This window comes from Paraburkholderia sp. J8-2, from assembly GCF_905220195.1.
Taxonomy (GTDB): domain Bacteria; phylum Pseudomonadota; class Gammaproteobacteria; order Burkholderiales; family Burkholderiaceae; genus Paraburkholderia.
The window spans coordinates 1-16444 of sequence record NZ_CAJMZA010000058.1; the positions used below are offsets into that span (position 1 = coordinate 1).

The 16444-nt window shown below is 63.4% G+C and carries 18 protein-coding genes; 15 read left to right on the plus strand and 3 right to left on the minus strand.

Annotated features, from left to right (window positions below; genetic code table 11):
* Nucleotides 1-163 precede the first annotated feature (163 nt).
* Nucleotides 164-673 carry a DUF1269 domain-containing protein gene (locus U5A52_RS42130; RefSeq protein WP_321940294.1) on the plus strand — a complete coding sequence of 170 codons (510 nt, stop codon included), beginning with the start codon at nt 164-166 and terminating at the stop codon, nt 671-673.
* Between the two features lie 164 nt (nt 674-837).
* Here U5A52_RS42130 and U5A52_RS42135 read toward each other — a convergent pair whose 3' ends face one another.
* Nucleotides 838-1470, minus strand: a complete 633-nt coding sequence (locus U5A52_RS42135) for a lytic transglycosylase domain-containing protein (RefSeq protein WP_321940276.1) — start codon at nt 1468-1470, stop codon at nt 838-840.
* A 564-nt stretch (nt 1471-2034) separates the two neighbouring features.
* Between U5A52_RS42135 and U5A52_RS42140 the strand changes: the two genes are divergently transcribed.
* Nucleotides 2035-2817: a response regulator transcription factor gene (locus U5A52_RS42140; RefSeq protein WP_321917699.1), complete on the plus strand. Its 783-nt coding sequence runs from the start codon at nt 2035-2037 to the stop codon at nt 2815-2817.
* 17 nt (nt 2818-2834) lie between these two features.
* Here the strand turns inward: U5A52_RS42140 and U5A52_RS42145 are convergent, their stop codons facing one another.
* Entirely contained in the window at nt 2835-3968 is a 1134-nt protein-coding gene (locus tag U5A52_RS42145; protein ID WP_321940279.1) for an ATP-binding protein, read from the minus strand.
* Nucleotides 3969-4258: 290 nt separating this feature from the next.
* Here U5A52_RS42145 and U5A52_RS42150 point away from each other — a divergent pair, with 290 nt between their 5' ends.
* The 13 genes from U5A52_RS42150 (at nt 4259) to U5A52_RS42210 (ending at nt 15678) form a co-directional block, all read left to right on the plus strand.
* A complete protein-coding gene (locus tag U5A52_RS42150; protein WP_415766484.1) occupies nt 4259-4894 on the plus strand; it encodes an SCO family protein in 636 nt (211 codons plus the stop codon).
* A gap of 48 nt (nt 4895-4942) precedes the next feature.
* Nucleotides 4943-5593, plus strand: a complete 651-nt coding sequence (locus U5A52_RS42155) for a response regulator transcription factor (protein ID WP_321940280.1) — start codon at nt 4943-4945, stop codon at nt 5591-5593.
* Between the two features lie 185 nt (nt 5594-5778).
* A complete protein-coding gene (gspG, locus tag U5A52_RS42160) occupies nt 5779-6246 on the plus strand; it encodes a type II secretion system major pseudopilin GspG (protein ID WP_415774142.1) in 468 nt (155 codons plus the stop codon).
* Nucleotides 6247-6301: 55 nt separating this feature from the next.
* Nucleotides 6302-7504, plus strand: a complete 1203-nt coding sequence (locus U5A52_RS42165) for a type II secretion system F family protein (RefSeq protein WP_321940284.1) — start codon at nt 6302-6304, stop codon at nt 7502-7504.
* A gap of 149 nt (nt 7505-7653) precedes the next feature.
* Nucleotides 7654-9264: a GspE/PulE family protein gene (locus U5A52_RS42170; protein ID WP_415774143.1), complete on the plus strand. Its 1611-nt coding sequence runs from the start codon at nt 7654-7656 to the stop codon at nt 9262-9264.
* Nucleotides 9245-10144, plus strand: a complete 900-nt coding sequence (locus U5A52_RS42175; RefSeq protein WP_321940287.1) for a hypothetical protein — start codon at nt 9245-9247, stop codon at nt 10142-10144. The genes U5A52_RS42170 and U5A52_RS42175 overlap by 20 nt, the downstream gene beginning before the upstream one ends.
* A complete protein-coding gene (locus U5A52_RS42180) occupies nt 10141-10671 on the plus strand; it encodes a hypothetical protein (RefSeq protein ID WP_321917709.1) in 531 nt (176 codons plus the stop codon). Before U5A52_RS42175 ends, U5A52_RS42180 begins: the two co-directional genes overlap by 4 nt.
* Nucleotides 10668-11234: a hypothetical protein gene (locus U5A52_RS42185; protein WP_321940288.1), complete on the plus strand. Its 567-nt coding sequence runs from the start codon at nt 10668-10670 to the stop codon at nt 11232-11234. Before U5A52_RS42180 ends, U5A52_RS42185 begins: the two co-directional genes overlap by 4 nt.
* Nucleotides 11231-11839: a hypothetical protein gene (locus tag U5A52_RS42190; protein ID WP_321940289.1), complete on the plus strand. Its 609-nt coding sequence runs from the start codon at nt 11231-11233 to the stop codon at nt 11837-11839. The genes U5A52_RS42185 and U5A52_RS42190 overlap by 4 nt, the downstream gene beginning before the upstream one ends.
* Nucleotides 11840-14116, plus strand: coding sequence for a type IV pilus secretin PilQ (locus U5A52_RS42195; RefSeq protein ID WP_321940291.1), 2277 nt, complete (start codon nt 11840-11842; stop codon nt 14114-14116).
* 24 nt (nt 14117-14140) lie between these two features.
* A complete protein-coding gene (locus U5A52_RS42200) occupies nt 14141-14668 on the plus strand; it encodes a type II secretion system protein (RefSeq protein WP_321917749.1) in 528 nt (175 codons plus the stop codon).
* Between the two features lie 9 nt (nt 14669-14677).
* Nucleotides 14678-15067: a type II secretion system protein gene (locus tag U5A52_RS42205; protein WP_321917716.1), complete on the plus strand. Its 390-nt coding sequence runs from the start codon at nt 14678-14680 to the stop codon at nt 15065-15067.
* Complete coding sequence (locus tag U5A52_RS42210) at nt 15064-15678, plus strand: type II secretion system protein (RefSeq protein ID WP_321917717.1); 615 nt, start codon at nt 15064-15066, stop codon at nt 15676-15678. The genes U5A52_RS42205 and U5A52_RS42210 overlap by 4 nt, the downstream gene beginning before the upstream one ends.
* Before the next feature lie 46 nt (nt 15679-15724).
* Here U5A52_RS42210 and U5A52_RS42215 read toward each other — a convergent pair.
* On the minus strand, nt 15725-16444 hold a 720-nt coding region (locus U5A52_RS42215; protein WP_321940293.1), incomplete at its 5' end, for a LuxR C-terminal-related transcriptional regulator.

The following is a 16444-nucleotide window of genomic DNA, read 5'->3' on the forward strand; positions in this document are numbered from 1 at the left end:
AGGCCTGCATAGCTACGGCAGTCTGTGAGGAAAACGAAAGAATATCTGCGGGTTTCTACCCACGCGTTTCGGCGAGCAATACTACTTAAATCCGGCTTCGTCGCGGACAAGAATGTCACCAGGGGTTTCGGTGCGTGACCGGCGTAAAGTTGGAGTGCCTGAAATGAGACGCGTCTACTTTCTGTTGCCCACCCCACAGCGTGCGCGCAGGATCGTCGGCGAACTGCTTATGCAGCGAATCGAGTGGCGGCATATGCATGTCATCGCCAACGAGAATGTGTCGATCGACGGCTTGCCGCAGGCATCGCTCGCGCAACGCAGCGATCTGCTTGTGTCGCTGGCGCGAGGCACGGCGGTAGGCTGCGCGACCGGATTGCTGGTGGCGCTGATTGCGTTCGTCGTGCCGCCCGAAGACCTCAGGATCGCCAGCGGCACCGTGGTGATCCTCGCGCTTTCAGGAACAGGATTCGGCGCATGGGTGGCGGCGATGATCGGCGTCGACATGCCAAATTCGCGATTGAAGCGTTTCGAAGCGGGAATTCTCCGGGGCGAGCTTTTGATAATGATTGACGTTCCGAAAGAGCGCGTGGCGGAGATCGAGCACGTGATCACACTTCACAACGCGCAGGCACACGTGGAGGAAGGCGACCCGGGCATGCCCGCGATCCCGTGACGCGCGCAGACCGAAAGTCAAGAAGGGAGAGCGTAGGGCGCGGCGACCTGCTAATGCTCGCGCCGTACGTAGCAGAGGGCGACCGGCCGACTGAACTGGTCCGCAGTCGGCCGGCTCGCTATTCAAACGCCTCGGGTTGCCGGCAAGGGCGCGGTGCAGGGCGATCAACTGGCCGCGAGCAGCTGCTTGTAGCGCGCCAGCACGCGCGGAACATAGAGACGTGTTTCCGGCAGCGAGGGCACGCGATAGCCGGCGCGAATCACGGCGTTCTCTCCAGCGTTGTAAGCGGCCAGCGTGAGTTCTACGTCGTCCTTGAACAAGTCGAGGAGAAAGCGCAGATACCGCGCGCCGGCCAGCACGTTGTCGCGCGGATTGAACATGTCGCCTTCCGAGAAACGCTTCGCGGTTTCCGGCATCAACTGCATCAATCCCAGTGCGCCTTTATCCGATACCGCCTTCGGGTTATATCCCGACTCGACGTCGATCACCGCACGAAGCAATTCGGGTTTCACGCGAAACGAGCGACTCGCTTCGTCGATGACGTCCGCGTACAAGGGGAAGCCGGCGCTGCCGGTTGACTTGCGGGACCGGCGCCTCGCGCCGGGTTCCCCTGGCGGCTCGCCTGCAACGATTAGCTTCAATCCAGGCTTGCCCGGCACGTTCGTGAGAACGATCGCCCCATTGCCGTCTACCGTGCCGAATATCTGGGCATATGCAGATTTCGGCAACACCGCGCCGAGCATCGCGAAGGCGAGAATGATTGCGTTTCGCACGCTGGGTGAAGGGTGGCGATCCATCGTTGTTTTCTCCTGCACCTGAATTGTGGTGGCAGAAAAAACCGATCGACAATGGGGCACCTCCCTACACTTCGCATCGTGGTTTGGCCGCCGCAAAGCACATTGCAGAAACTTAACATTCGAAACAAATGGTAAGAGACGGTAATTGGCCGATACAAATCTATTGCGATGCAGGGCGCCTGTTTTCTTCTCATGCGGCGCAACTGTGACGGGTTAATTTGCACCCGGCGGCAACAATGAACGGATTTCCCGTTATCCCTGGCCGATCCCTTGCGATGGCCAATCCTCTGCGGAATGCAAAAGGGTTCGAATTTGAAACATTTTTGATGCCCGCCGCGCTCCCGAAATTTGCGGAAATGTGGAGACGCGCGCCGGTGCTTGTTCACCGGGAAGTGGCGTGAACCTTGCAAATGGCACGCGCGTGTAGGGTGCGTGGAAAACGGGCGTAAAGCAGATACTTAGGAATTCGAATGTAAGTGATGAAAGCTTAACGGAAGGTTTCGAAATAGTCAAATCGTTAAGCCGTTCATGACGACTGAGGGCGTTGGAACCGGGAGACAAGACGTGAATACCAAATGTCGCGTTGTAATCGCAGAGGACCACGATCTGCTGAGAAATGGCCTACGTTCGATGCTGTGCGCGCAAGGCGACTACGACGTCGTCGGCGAAGCGAGGGACGGCAAGGAAGCCTGCCAGCAGGCCATGACGCTCGCCCCTCATCTGATCCTGATGGATCTGTCGATGCGGGGGATGAATGGCATCGACGCCAGCGCAACGATCAAACGGCGATCGCCGGACGTGCGCATCATTGCGCTCACCGTGCATCAGAACGAGGAGTACGTGCGCGAGGCGCTGCGTGCGGGCGTGGACGGCTACGTGCTCAAGGACGTGTCGTTCGACGAACTGCTGGTCGCAATGCGCTCGGTCATGCAGGGAAAGAAACATCTGAGCGCAGACGTGTACGGGTACATGGTGGACTCATTCGTGAGCGGCGGCCGCGAAGCGCCCGCGCCCAAGCATGCGTGGGACGTGCTGACGGCACGCGAACGCAGCGTGCTGAAGCTGATCGCGGAAGGGCGCACCAACCGGCAGGTCGGACAGTATCTGAACCTGAGTCCCAAGACGATCGAGAAGTATCGCGCAAGCATGATGCACAAGCTTCACATCGCCAACCTGACCGAACTGGTTCTCGTGGCGATGAGCATGGGCCTGCTGACGTCGCTTGCGGCCAAGTGCGCTGAGCCGAATGTGGACGACGAGCACTTGCCGGAGCGCTCCGAGCCGGCGGCGGGTTCGGGACCTGGGGGCGAGCTGCCCGAATACCGGCTAGGCGAAACGGGAACCTGAACGCGGCGCAGACCGCGCTAGCGCATCCAGGTTGCACTAACGCGCGTACCTGTCGCCGCGGAAGACTCGATCGAGAACGCGCCGCCGTGCATTTCGACACGGTGCTGCATGCCGATCAGGCCCAATCCTGTCGTGTAGGCGTCTTCTGTGGCGAACGGATGGTTCTCATAGCCAATGCCGTCGTCCTGAATCGTCAATAGCCAGCCTCTCGTGTCGCCGCGCAGGCTAAGCGAGATTTGCGTAGCCGCGGCATGCTTGACGGCGTTGTTCAACGCCTCCTGAGCGACTCGGAACATGTCCGCTTTCAGGTGCTCGGGCACGTCCTTGTCCGCAACGTCGCAGTCGAACGAGACCGACAACGCCGCCGTGCCGTGTTCGATGCGCCGGCACAGCGAACTCAATGCCGCGGGCAACCCCAGCTTGTCCAGCATGAGCGGCCTGAGCTCACCGCATATTTGCCGCACGTCGCCGATCGTTTCGCGGATCCGGAACACGGTCGAATCCAGCAGGTTCACCGCGTCGTCGATCTGCCCGCGGCGTATGCGCATCAGCGTGTCTTCCGTCATCAGCTTGATGAGCGTTAATGCCTGGCCGAGTCCGTCGTGCAACTCCGCGGCAAGACGCTGGCGTTCCTTCTGCTGGCCCATCATCAGATACGTCTGGCACAACCGCTCGCTTGCATCGAACACGTCGGCCGGATCGGCGGACCGGGTTTCGAAGGTCAGCGGCTCTTCGAATAGCGTCAGCAAGACGGTCGATCCAGGGTGTCTTGTGGGCAACAGTTGCTGATGCAGCGCGAGCCGCGTTGGATGGCCTGTGCGGCTGCTGAGGACTGCACTGAACGAATGGAACTCGCGAGCCGCGCTCGCGGAGAGTTCGTCTGCCAGTTCGTCGTGAAAATCGTCGGGTGCGAGGTCGGCGAGGCCCTTGCCGGCAAGCTCGGCGCTCGAATAGCCGAGCAGTGCGGCGGCACTGCGGTTTGCCGACACGAAGGTCCCATCGGGTGTGAGAATCGCGAGCGCCGCTCCACGCGCGTCGGTGACGACGCCCGCGTCGGGTTGTCTGGAACACGCGGTACTGCGGAGCTTGCGCATCGCTTCGATCAGGTCGAGCAATCTTACCTGCGGTCCCCCTGGCTGGCTTTCATCCATTGGAGCTCCCCGATGCGTCGGTGTCGGTATAAGCAATTAGTAAGATTATCCGGATTGTAGGCCGTGATCGATTCAAGCCGCAACGGGGAAATTGTGGGGTCGTAGTGTGGGAGCACTCCCACTGATCAGTGCGGGTTTTCCATCAAGCGGACATACCCCACCGCCATTTGGGGGCCCTCATCCAATGACGCTCTTGGGCAAATTCATGACACTGGATTTGCGAGGGAGTGAGCGCGCCGCGGCCCGCGCGTCGCGAAAAGCAACCCTTCTCCTCATTTCTGGAGACCGGTATGAACAGGACTGCAAAATTAAGGGTAGGCGCATTGGTGCTGACGGGCATGGCGCTCGCGGCAACGGCGGCGTGGTGCGCACCTGACGGGGACGCCGAAGCCGGTGCCGATCCGCACATGCATCATCACATGATGGCGGGCATGACGACCCGCACGACAGCGCAGTACACGCTGCCCTCAGTCGATCTCGTGCGCGACGACGGCAAGACTGTTTCGCTGATCGACGAGTTGAATGACGGCAGGCCCGTGATCCTGACGTTCATCTACACCACCTGCACGACGATCTGCCCGATGATCAGCCAGACGCTCGAAACACTGCAAGGCGATCTGGGCAGCGACCGGGACAAGGTCCACATCGTGTCGATCTCGATCGATCCCGAAGAGGACACGCCTGCACGGCTCAAGGCTTACGCGGCGAGGTTCGAAGCGGGCCCCGAGTGGCAGCACTACACGGGCACGGTCGAGGCGAGCATTGCGGCGCAGCGCGCGTTCAACGTCTATCGCGGCGACAAGATGAACCATACGCCGGTTGCATTCCTGCGCGCCGCGCCCGGCAAGCCCTGGCTGCGCATCGACGGCTTTGCCACGCCGTCGGAACTGCTCGCCGCGTATCACGACATGGTCGCTTCGAACTAGGCGCGCAGCGTCCAGCAAGGAGCAACGAAATTGGAAAAAAGACATCGCGTGCTGATTGCCGAGGACCAGCATTTGCTGCGCACCGGCCTTTGCCGCATGGTTTCCGAACTGGACGACTACTGCATCGTCGGCGAGGCGAGCGGCGGGATCGAAGCCCATCGCCTCGCCAGAGAGACGCTGCCCGATCTGATCCTGATGGATCTGACGATGCCCGGCGGCAGCGGCTTCGAGGCGATCGTCGCGATCAAGCGCGAGTGCCCGTGCATCCGGATCATCGTCCTTACCGTTCATTGGAGTGAGGACCATGTGCGCGAGGCGTTCGCCGCGGGAGCCGACGGCTACGTGGTCAAGGACGCGTCGTTCGACCAGCTGGTCCGGGAAATGCGCGTCGTGATGCAGGGCAGGCGCACAGCCGGCGTCAACTGGGTTAGCGGCGGCACGCACGGGTCGCAAGAGGACATCGCCCACCATGCGCAGCTCTGGAACGCATTGACTGGCCGCGAACGCACTGTGCTGCGGCTCGTGGTCGAAGGGCGCACGAACCGGCAGGTTGGCGAGTGCCTGAGCCTGAGCCCCAAGACCATAGAAAAGCATCGCGCGAACCTGATGCGCAAGCTCGGCATCAGGAACCTGAACGGCCTCGTGCGCCTCGCGATCGACATGGGCGTGCTGACGCTGCCCGATGACGAGCATGTGTGAAATCCCTCCAGACAGGGACGGTGCAACTGGAGGGTCTTTACCCATGTCTTTGGACGGCACTCCCTACTTCTTGGCTGTATCGACCTGAACAAAAATGCATTCAACGGCTTCAGCGACGCTGAAGCGGTGAGTCGATACAGGGGAGGGGTGCCGTGTCCAGCGAATCGACCTCTATCCAATGCGGCATGTGTCAGGCCGAAACCGGTGCGCCACGGCGTTGCGCAAGTCTTGCGGCGCACGCAAGCGCGCGTGCGAGCCGCGGCTTCACGCTGCTGGAACTGCTCGTCGTGATGGTCATCATCGGCTTGCTGGCCGGTCTCGTCGCCCCCCGATACTTCGAACAGGTCGGCAAGTCGAACGTCAAGATCGCGCGCGCACAGATCGTGTCGCTCGGTCAGGCGCTCGATCAATACCGGCTGGACGTCGGCGTCTATCCAACGACCGAAGAGGGCCTCGACGCGCTGGTGGTCAAGCCGCAGAACGCAACCCGCTGGAGCGGCCCCTATTTGCAGAAGGCCGTGCCGGTGGATCCGTGGGACCGCCCGTATCAGTATCGTTCGCCGGGTGACCACGGCGACTACGACCTGTTTTCGCTGGGCAAGAACGGACGCGGCGACGGTACGGGAGAGAACGTCACGATCTCGTCGTGGTAGCGATGCGCGGCGGGGCCGCTGCGCCGGTAACGGATGGTCTGCAAGGAGAGTCGACGTGAAGTACGTGCTGCGTGTCTTCGATACGAATGGCTCAGTGCAGACGCTTCGCATCGACAGCGACTCGTCGACGGCAGCCACGGCGCTTGCGCGTTCTCGCGGCCTGCGCGTCGTGTCGGTTCGCGCCGATGGCGTCCGGCGGCGCAGTCGTGCGAACCGGCTCGGGATACCCGGCGCCCGCTTCAACGTCGAACTCTTTGCGCGCGAACTCGCCGCGCTGCTCGACGCGGGCGTGGGCGTCGTCGATGCCTTGCGCACGCTTGGCGGCAATGAACGCCGGGAGGCGTCGGCGCAGGTGTATCGCGACCTCTTGCGCCGGCTGGAGGAGGGGCAATCGCTCTCCGCTGCGCTCGAGCACGCCAGTCATGTCTTCCCGCTCGTTCTGGTCGCATGCGTGAAGGCGAGCGAGCAGACCGGCGGTCTCGCCGACAGCCTCACACGTTTTTCGCGCAACAGTGCGACACTCCACGAACTGCGCTCACGCGTGGTATCGGCGGCGATCTATCCGACGGTCCTGCTGTTCGTCGGCGCGGCTGTCGTGCTGTTCCTGCTCGGTTTCGTGGTGCCGCGCTTCGCGAGCCTGCTCGAACACAGCGGACGCGAATTGCCGCTGCTGTCGCGCATGCTGATGGCCTGGGGCGGCATGGTGCATGCGCACGGGGCCGGGCTGAGTGTCGGCCTCGCCGTGCTGGTCGTGGCAACAGGCTTCGCCTTGCGCCGCCCGTTCGTGCGCAACTGGATCGCCGACCGGATGCTGGCGCTGCCGGGTATCGGGCAACACTTTCGTGTCTTTCGCCAGTCGCAGTTCTATCGCACGACCGCCATGCTCGTCGACGGCGGCATTCCCGCGGTGAAGGCTTTCGACCTTGCACACGGTCTGGTCGGACGCGCGGACCAGGCCGCACTCGCCGGCGCACTGCAGCGGGTGCGCAACGGCGCGAAGGTCTCGGACGCGTTTCAGGAGGCCGGGCTCGCGAACGCGATCGCGTACCGCCTGCTGACGGTTGCGGAGAAGACGGGGGGTCTCGGCCCCGTGCTCGACCGCATTGCAGCGTTCCAGGAAGCGCAGGTGTCGCGCACGATCGATCTGATTTCGCGACTGATCGAGCCGGCGATGATGATCTTCATTGGCGTGGTGATCGGCGGCATTGTCGTGCTGATGTACATGCCGATCTTCGAGATCGCGTCGAGTATTCAGTAGATAGTCAGCAGTACGTATTGGGGAAGCGCGTGGATACCGTCATCGCCCTGCAGGAAGGCCCCCAGGCTGAAGCGCGCGCCGATCTGCGCGACGCGCTGAGAGCGCTCGGCGAGCGGCATGGTTCCGGAATTCGCGCGCTCGAGGAGCTGATGGCCCAGACCTCGCTCAGCGCAGATGAGCTGCGTGTGCAACTGGCGGCGCAATTCCGCATGAAGTCGATCAGTATGCGCGAATTGAATCAGCTCGAACCGGATTTCGAAGTCGTTTCGTTCGTCGACGCGACAACCCGCCTCTGCATCTGCTTCCACGATCCAGACGATAGCGATAGCCGCGGGCTGCTGTTCGCGATCGCCGATCCGCTCGATGCCCGCACGCGCGGCTGGATCGAGCACCGCATGCGCTCGCAACCGGGCGTCCCGTATCGCTGGGCGCTCGCAAGCGCAGGGGACATCAATGCCTGGCTGACCGTGCGCGAAAAGGATGTTCGCGCATTGGACTCCCTTGCGTTCGACGATCCGATCCAGAACGCGGTCGATCCCGCTTCGCTCGCGTTGACGCTGCAGGGCATCAGCAGCGACGACAGTCCGGTCGTCAGGCTGCTCAATTCGACAATCTACGACGCGCTCAAGATGATGGCGAGCGACATTCACCTCGAATGCCGCGCGAACGGGCTGATGGTCAAGTGCCGGGTGGATGGCGTGCTCACCGTGGTGGGCCGCGCCGAGGGCCGCGATGTTGCGGACCAGGTGCTCTCGCGCGTGAAAGTGATCTCCGAGCTCGATATCGCGGAGCGGCGCGTGCCTCAGGACGGGCGCTTCAAGGCGCAGTACGCGGGGCGTGAAATCGACTTTCGCGTGTCGATCATGCCGAACCAGTTTGGCGAGGATGCGGTGTTGCGCATTCTCGACCGCTATCAGCTTTCGCAATCCGCAGGTGGCCTGACGCTCGAGGCACTCGGTTTTCAGGAGGGCGACACGCGCTTCATGCGTACGATCGCCTCGATGCCGTACGGCATGTTGCTCGTCACAGGGCCGACCGGCAGCGGCAAGACCACGACGCTCTACGCGATTCTCACGGAAATCAACAACGGCCTCGAGAAGATCGTGACGATCGAAGATCCGGTCGAATACCAGCTCGGCGAGATCCTGCAGATTCCGGTCAACGAGGCCAAGGGACTGACGTTCGCACGCGGGCTGCGCTCGATTCTGCGGCACGACCCGGACAAGATCATGGTCGGCGAAATCCGCGACCCGGAAACGGCGCAGATCGCCGTGCAGGCCGCACTGACCGGGCACCAGGTGTTCACGACCGTTCACGCGAACAACGTGTTCGACGTGATCGGCCGCTTCACCAATATGGAGGTCGATCCGTACTCCTTCGTTTCCGCGCTGAATGGCGTGATTGCGCAGCGCCTGCTGCGCCAATGCTGTCCGGATTGCATGACCGAAGACACGATTGACAAGGAGACGCTGATCCGCTCGGGAATCGACCCGGACGCAGCGGGAAACTACCTGTTTCGCCGCGGCACAGGCTGCGCCGCATGCCGCGGCAGCGGGTATCGCGGGCGGCGTGCGATTGCCGAGGCGCTGCGCATGAACGACGAACTCCGGCAGCTGCTATCGGAGCGCGCGCCACTCGGGCACATCAAGGCCGCGGCAATGCGCTATGGCATGCAGACGCTGCGCGTCGCCGCAATCGAGCTCGTGAAACGCGGCGAAACGACACTCGAGGAGATCAACCGTGTCACGATGGTTGAATAGTCCAGTTGCAATCGGCATCGGCACACGCGAGATCGTCGTCGGGACCCGCGCGCCCGGACGGTGGCACCCGCGCAAACACCTGCCGTCGGCTGAGCCGCTCAGCTTCGCGATTCCCGACGACCTGTACGGCACCGAAGCGGGCCTGCTCGCTGCGCTGCGTGCGGCGCTCGTCGCCAGACCCGGCGCCGATGCAGCGGAGGCAGCGGAAACCGTCGAGAGCGCGCCGCGCGAGGCGAAATCGCCGACACGCAACGCACACGTGGTGCTGGACGACTTCTGGGGCAACCACGCGATATTGCGCGGCGACTTTCGCACGCTGCGCGCGCGCGAACTCGAAGAGATCGCGCTGGCCCATTTCACCGACACCTATGGCATCGACGGCGAATCGCTGCTGGTGCGCTTTTGCGTACAGCAGGGCGGCCGCGCATTGTTTGCGAGCGCGATGTCGCGCGCGCTGCATGACGGCATGCATGAAGTGGGCATTGCTGGAAATGTGCGGATTTCCCGCTTGAAACTGGGCCTGCCGGAAATGCTCAATTGCGCCGACATCGTAGCGGGCGGCGATGCGCTGCTGATCTTCGTGGCCGAGGAGTTGATGCAGGCCGTGATGGTCGAGCAGCGCGGCTGGGCCGCCTATGACGCGCAGCGCCTCTTTCCCGGCGACGCGGGCAACGCGCCGAGGCTTGCCGAACTGGCCGAGCAGCTGTTCGAGCGCTCGGCGACGCGAGCGGGCTTCAAACGGGAAGACTGCACGATCTATTTGTTCGGGTACGACACCGACCCCGCGCCGTTCGAAGCGCGTTTTGCGGCTGCGATCCGGCCGACGCAACCGGCGCCGGACAGTTCGCCCGCGCGTCGGCTGATGGAGCACGCGCAATGATCCAGATCCTCGACATCGACTTCGCCAGGCGGCGCGCGCGCATCGGGACGAGCGGCCTGATCTTGCTGGGTGTCGCCGCCGTGCTGCTGCTCGCGTGTGCAGTGCGCCTCTGGCATGCCTACGCCGAGAACGATCGCGTGCAGACCGATCTCGACGTCGTCCGGCATCGGACGTTCGCGCAACAGCACGCGGTGAAACCGCCGCTGACACTGGCCGCGAAGCTCGCGGAAAAGCAGAGCCTGTCGATACTGCGCGAGCTGACCGTGCCATGGCAGGACCTCTTTTCAATCGTGGAAGACTATCCGGAGCACGATGTCGCGCTGATCGGCATCGACCAGAACCCGGCGCAGAGCCAGATTCGCATTACGGCGGAAGCGAAGAATTTCGACGCGATGATCGCGTACCTGAAGTATCTGCAGACGAGCGTGCTGTTGCGCGAAGCCGTGCTCAACGATCATCTGGTCGAGACCAATGTGCCCGGCAAACCGGTTCGCTTCCAGATCACTGCCGTCTGGAGGAAATCATGAACGCGGAGCAACTGCGGGACAGGCTGCTGACACTGCGGTTCGAGTTGCGGCGCTCGTACGGCCTGCCTGGACTCGCGGGTGTGCTGATGTTCGGCGCGGCGGCACTCATGTGCGTTGAAATCGCCAATGTGGATGCCGATACGAAAGCCATGCAGGATTCGGGCCGGCTCACACGGGCAGCCGCGGCGCACCCGCCTGGCGGCGCGCATAGCGCGGCGACGGACGCGGTTGCGCTCGACGCGTTGCCGGAACTGTTCCCGCATTTTTCGCAAAGCGCGGACGATATCGCGGCGATATTCGAGCAGGCGCGTGGCAGCAATCTGACGCTCGGCTCGGCCGAATACCAGGTGAGCACGGACGCCGGTGCGCGCTTCACGCGCTATCAGGTGATGTTGCCCGTCAAGGATCAGTACAGTGCGATCCGGCATTTTCTGGCGTTGGTGCTCAACAAGGTGCCGAATGCGGCGCTACGGGAAATCCATGTCGAGCGTCCCGCGGTGGACGGCAATATTCTCGACGCGCGGGTGCGCTTCGAACTGATTTACAGGAGCGTCCAGCCATGAAACCCGCTCTGCCCATGCGTGTGCTGCTGGTGTTTTGCGCAATCGCGGCTGCCGGGGCAGGGTATCGCGTGCTGGTCGCGGCGCGCCAGATGCCGGCGCAAGTCGCCGTGCTCGACACTCAGCATCGCAATGACAGCCACCTGCGACCCGACGCCAGGCATCGCAAGCACCCGTCCGCAGCAGCCGACAAGGCCGCGGCGCCGGCGTCGGGTGCGCAGGGCGCGGACACCGGTACGGCGGTGGAGAGCGCCCATGCGAAGCTTCTTTCTTTGCGCGCGCCGCTTTCGCTCGAGTCGAACCACGATCCATTCACGGTCTCTTCGTGGCTTCCGCCGCCACCGCCAGTCGAAGTGCCTGTCGTGCCGGTGCAGCCCGCCGCGCCCACCGCGCCCCCCGTGCCGTTCACGTACGTGGGCCAAATCGATGCAAAGGCAGCCAGACCGCAAGTGTTTCTCAGCAACGGGGATCAGTTGTTGATCGTGTCGCCAGGCGACGTGATCGACAACCAGTACCGTATCGAGTCGGTGTCGGAGTCGGACGTCGTGCTGACCTATTTGCCGCTGCACGAAAGGCAGGTGGTAGTCATTCCACGCGAGGACAAATAAATGAATGCCTCATGCTCACGGGGTGCGAGCCGCGATGGGGACAGCGGCCCGTCAACACGCCTCTCGAAGGTCGCTCGGTTTCCTGTTCCGTTGCCAGGCGCGATGCAGATCGCGAGAGGGCGCGTGCTTGCGCTTGCCGTTGCCGTGTCCGCGCTCGCCTTCGGCGGCTGCATGCACGTACCGAACATTCATGACGATCCCACCGACGCCCAGGCGAAAGTCGACTATCTGAACCAGCGCAACGCCCAGGTCAAGACGCTGCTCGACCAGGCCGATCAATTCCGCAAGAGCTACCAGTTCGACGACGCGATCCGCAACCTCTTCCAGGCATACGCCATCGATCCGACCAATGAGCGCATCCGCAAGATCGGCCTGCAGATCGATCAGGACCGCAAGGATCTGGCCATTCTTCAGGAAGCCGAACGGATGATGAAGCGCGGCGCCTATTCGCAGGCCGCTGAACGGGTGCACCGCGTGCTGGTGGAGAACCCGACCAATACCCTCGCGCAGCAGATGCAGACGGAGCTCAACGCGAAGCTGAGCCAGCAACGTGCGGAGCGCGACGACAAGCTGGCGGCGTCGTCGATCATGCAGAAGCCGGTGACGCTGCAGTTTCGCGAAGCGAACGTGCGCATGGTATTCGAAGCCTTGTCGCGCACCACGGGGTTGAACGTCATCTTCGATCGCGACGTACGCTCCGATCTGAAGACGACGATCTTCGTGACGAACGCTTCGGTGCAGGACACGGTCGACATGATCCTGATGCAGAATCAGCTCGACAAGAAGCAGCTCAACGCCAATACGCTTTTCATTTATCCCGCCACGCCCGCCAAGCAGCTCGAGTATCAGGAGCTCAAGGTGCGCACGTTCCAGTTGTCGAACGTCGAGGCCAAGCAGATCCAGCAGTTGCTCAAGAGCATTCTGAAGATCAAGGAGGTCGTGATCGACGAAAAGGCCAATACCGTGACGGTTCGCGGCACGCCCGACACGATCAAGGTTGCCGAGGAGATGGTCGCCGCCCAGGATCTGCCGGACCCCGAGGTGATGATGGAAGTCGAGGTGCTGGAAGTGTCGCACGAGCGACTGACCGATCTTGGCATCGACTGGCCGAACTCGTTCACGATGTCGACGCCGAGCACCGCGACGACATGGGGCATTCTGCATCATCTGACGATCAATGAACTGAATGTGAGCAGCCTTTCGGCCACGGCGAACTTCAAGCTCACCGACACCGACGCGGATCTGCTTGCGAGCCCGCGCATCAGGACGCGCAACAACGAGAAAGCGCGCATCATGATTGGCGACAAGGTGCCGGTGATCTCGAGTTCGAGCACGCCTAGCACGAGCGGCCCCTCTTATACGCAGATGATTCAGTACCTCGATGTCGGCATCAAGCTCGAAGTGCAGCCACGGGTCTATCGCGACGGCGACGTCGGCATCCAGCTCAATCTCGAAGTCAGCAACATCACGAACACGATCTCGAGCAGCAATTCGAATGGCCTGAATTCGCTCGCTTATCAGATCGGCACACGCAGCGCGTCGACGAGCCTGCGCCTGCGCGACGGCGAAACCCAGATTCTCGGCGGCCTCATCTCCGATGAAGACCGCAGAAGTGCCAACAAGGTGCCCGGTCTTGGGCAGTTGCCGGTACTGGGGAGGCTGTTCTCCAACCACAACGGCGACCACGTCAAGACTGAGATCGTGTTGCAGATCACCCCGCACATCGTCCGGCCGATGGTAGCCCCCGATGCGGACACGCAGGAATTGTGGTCGGGCACCGATGTCAATGTGCATGCCGATCAGCTTCGGCTGGACCCCGTCGTGGCGAGCGCGGCCACGTCCGTGGCCCCGGCGGCGAAGCCGATGCCTGGCATGGTCGGCGGCGGCACGGTGGGGGGCGCGTCTTCGCGAAGCGGCGCCGAAGCGTATCCCGCGCTGCCGTCGCCTTCGAACGGCGCGTTCGGACAAATGGCGCCCGCGCCGCGCACGACGCCGCCGCCCGAACCGTACGGTGGACGCTTCTCGCGAAACCCTGCGCAGCAAACGGCTCCAGCGGGGCAGTACGGGCAGTCTGGGCAGAGCGCTGCGCCGGCCCCGGCCGCGCCTGCGGCAGCGGACCAGGCGGGCGGCGAAGCGGAGTCCGCCGCGGCACCGCCGCCCGCGCCGCAGCCACCGCCACCGCCGGCAGCGGCCCCAACGCCGCCGCCGATGCTGCAAATGCCGCCGGGCACCATGCCGAGCGATAACCCCCTGCGCCCGGTCGAGGGCGGGTACTGAACCGTGGCTACCGGAACGTGCGCGATGCGCTTGCGCGGCTCACGCCAGTTCGATCAGCGCGGATTCACGCTGATCGAACTGGTGATCACGCTCGCGCTCGTGGGCATTCTCGCGCTCGCGATCCTGCCGTTTTCGGAACTGATCGCACAGCGTCAGAAGGAGCAGCAACTGAGCGACGCGTTGCGCGAGATCCGTACCGCGCTCGACGCCTACAAGGAAGCAAGCGATACCGGCCTCATCGACAAGGACGCCGAAGCGTCCGGCTATCCGCCTACGCTGACCGTGCTCGTGACCGGCGTGAAGAACGCACGCGATCCGAAAGGCGGCCTGCTGATGTTCCTGCGTCACGTGCCGCGCGATCCCTTCTTTACCGGCGACCCGGACACGCTTGCCGAAGAAACGTGGAGGGTGCGCGCCTATGGAGAGCCGCCGGATCAGGCCGCGGGCGGCGACACCGGCACGATGAGCGAACAGGCCGGCAAGGATGTGTTCGACGTGTCGTCGAAATCCGATCGCGTCGGCATTAACGGCATTCCGTACAAACAATGGTGACGGCGCATCATGAAACCCGCTCGCAGGCACACGATCCGCGGCTTCACGCTGATCGAACTCGTTGTCGTGATGGCCATCATCGGCCTGCTGCTGACGATAGCGGTGCCGCGCTATATGCACAGCATCGAAGTCGGCAAGGAGCAGGTCCGGCGCCAGAACGTCGCGGTAATGCGCAATGCGATCGACCAGTACTACGGGGACAACGGCCAGTACCCCGAGACGCTCGACGAACTGGTGGCCAAGCATTACCTGCGCGCCGTCCCCGTCGATCCGGTCAACGGCGATGACAAATGGGCTGTGATCGCTTCGCCCGATGAAACCAAGCCAGGCGTCTACGACGTGGCGCCGGCCAGCAGTGCGCAGGGGACGCCGCCGCACGCGCAAGGAGACGCGAAATGAGCAGCGCGGGCCGCACGCCGCGCGCCAGGCGGCGCTTGAAGCCCCGTACGGCGCGCGAGCGCGGGCTCGTGCTGCTGGCGCTTTTGATCGCGCTGATGCTGATGTCGATCGCATTGGCGGGCGCGCTCGACGTGTGGTCGCTGCAACGCCGCCGCGAGCAGGAAAAGCAACTGCTGTTCGCCGGCAACCAGTACCGGTTGGCGATTCTGCGGTACTACCGCGTGGGCCGGGCTTACCCCGCGACGGTCGATGAACTGCTCGACGACACGCGCTTTCCCAAGCCTTTTCATCATCTGCGTTTTGCCTATCCCGATCCGCTCACCGGCAAGAACGACTGGGTGCCGATGCTGCAGGGCGATCGCTTCTACGGTGTCTTCAGCCGGTCGGCGGAAGCCACGCTCAAACGCACGGGATTTCCCCGGCAATACGAGGATTTCGAGGGCGCGGAAACTTACGACGGCTGGAAGTTCCTTTTTCTTGCCCCGGGCTTGCGAACCACGCAAAGCAACCCCGGAGGCCTGACCGCGCCCGGGAAATCCACCAGCTTTCCTGCGCTGTCCGGCTTCGATGGCGGCTTCCTGCCGGGGCAGCGGATGCCCGGGTCGCGCTGACGCGTAACGGGCGGCAGATCGCGCGCCCGGGATTGCCTGACGGCATTCAGATCCGGTCCAGCGTCTTTATCGCCAGCGCGGCGGCGGCGGCGCGCGTTTCGACATGCAGCTTGCGGAACAGATGTTCGAGGTGCTTGTTGACCGTGCGGGGCGCCATACCGAGGATGTCGCCGATGTCGCGATTGGTTTTGCCGCGCGACACCCAGAGCAGCACTTCGGCTTCGCGCGCCGTCAGGCCGAAGCGCGCACCGAGCGCATTGCGATGGACGGTATCGTCTATTTCCTTGAGGATAACGATCCATTCGCCCGGCTCGGGCGCAGGCGTCGCGCTGGCCGAGCGGCGAACGTGCCCCGCTGCGAACTCGTGAACGGCGTCGGGTGGGCATCCGCGCGCAAGCCACTCCTCGAACCAGGCGTGCAACTGCGGTGGCAAGCTGAGGCGCGCACTGGCTTGCGTTGCCTCATCCGCCTGGTCCGCGCCGGCGGCGGAGTAGGCCGCGATCTGGCGCGCGGCCTGCGGACTTTGCCAGCGGATCGCGCCATCGGCGCCCACGATCAAGGCCGCGCGCGTATCGAGCGACAGCGCGGCGTGCGCATAGAGTTGCGCGCGCGAGCGCCGCACGTGCGCGTCAATACGCGCGCTCACTTCCTCTGGCCGCACGGGTTTCGTCACATAGTCGATGCCGCCCACGCGAAAGCCGCGCACCACGTGCTCGCTTTCGGTCAACGCCGTCATGAAGATCACGGGAAGGTGCTCGTGGCGCAC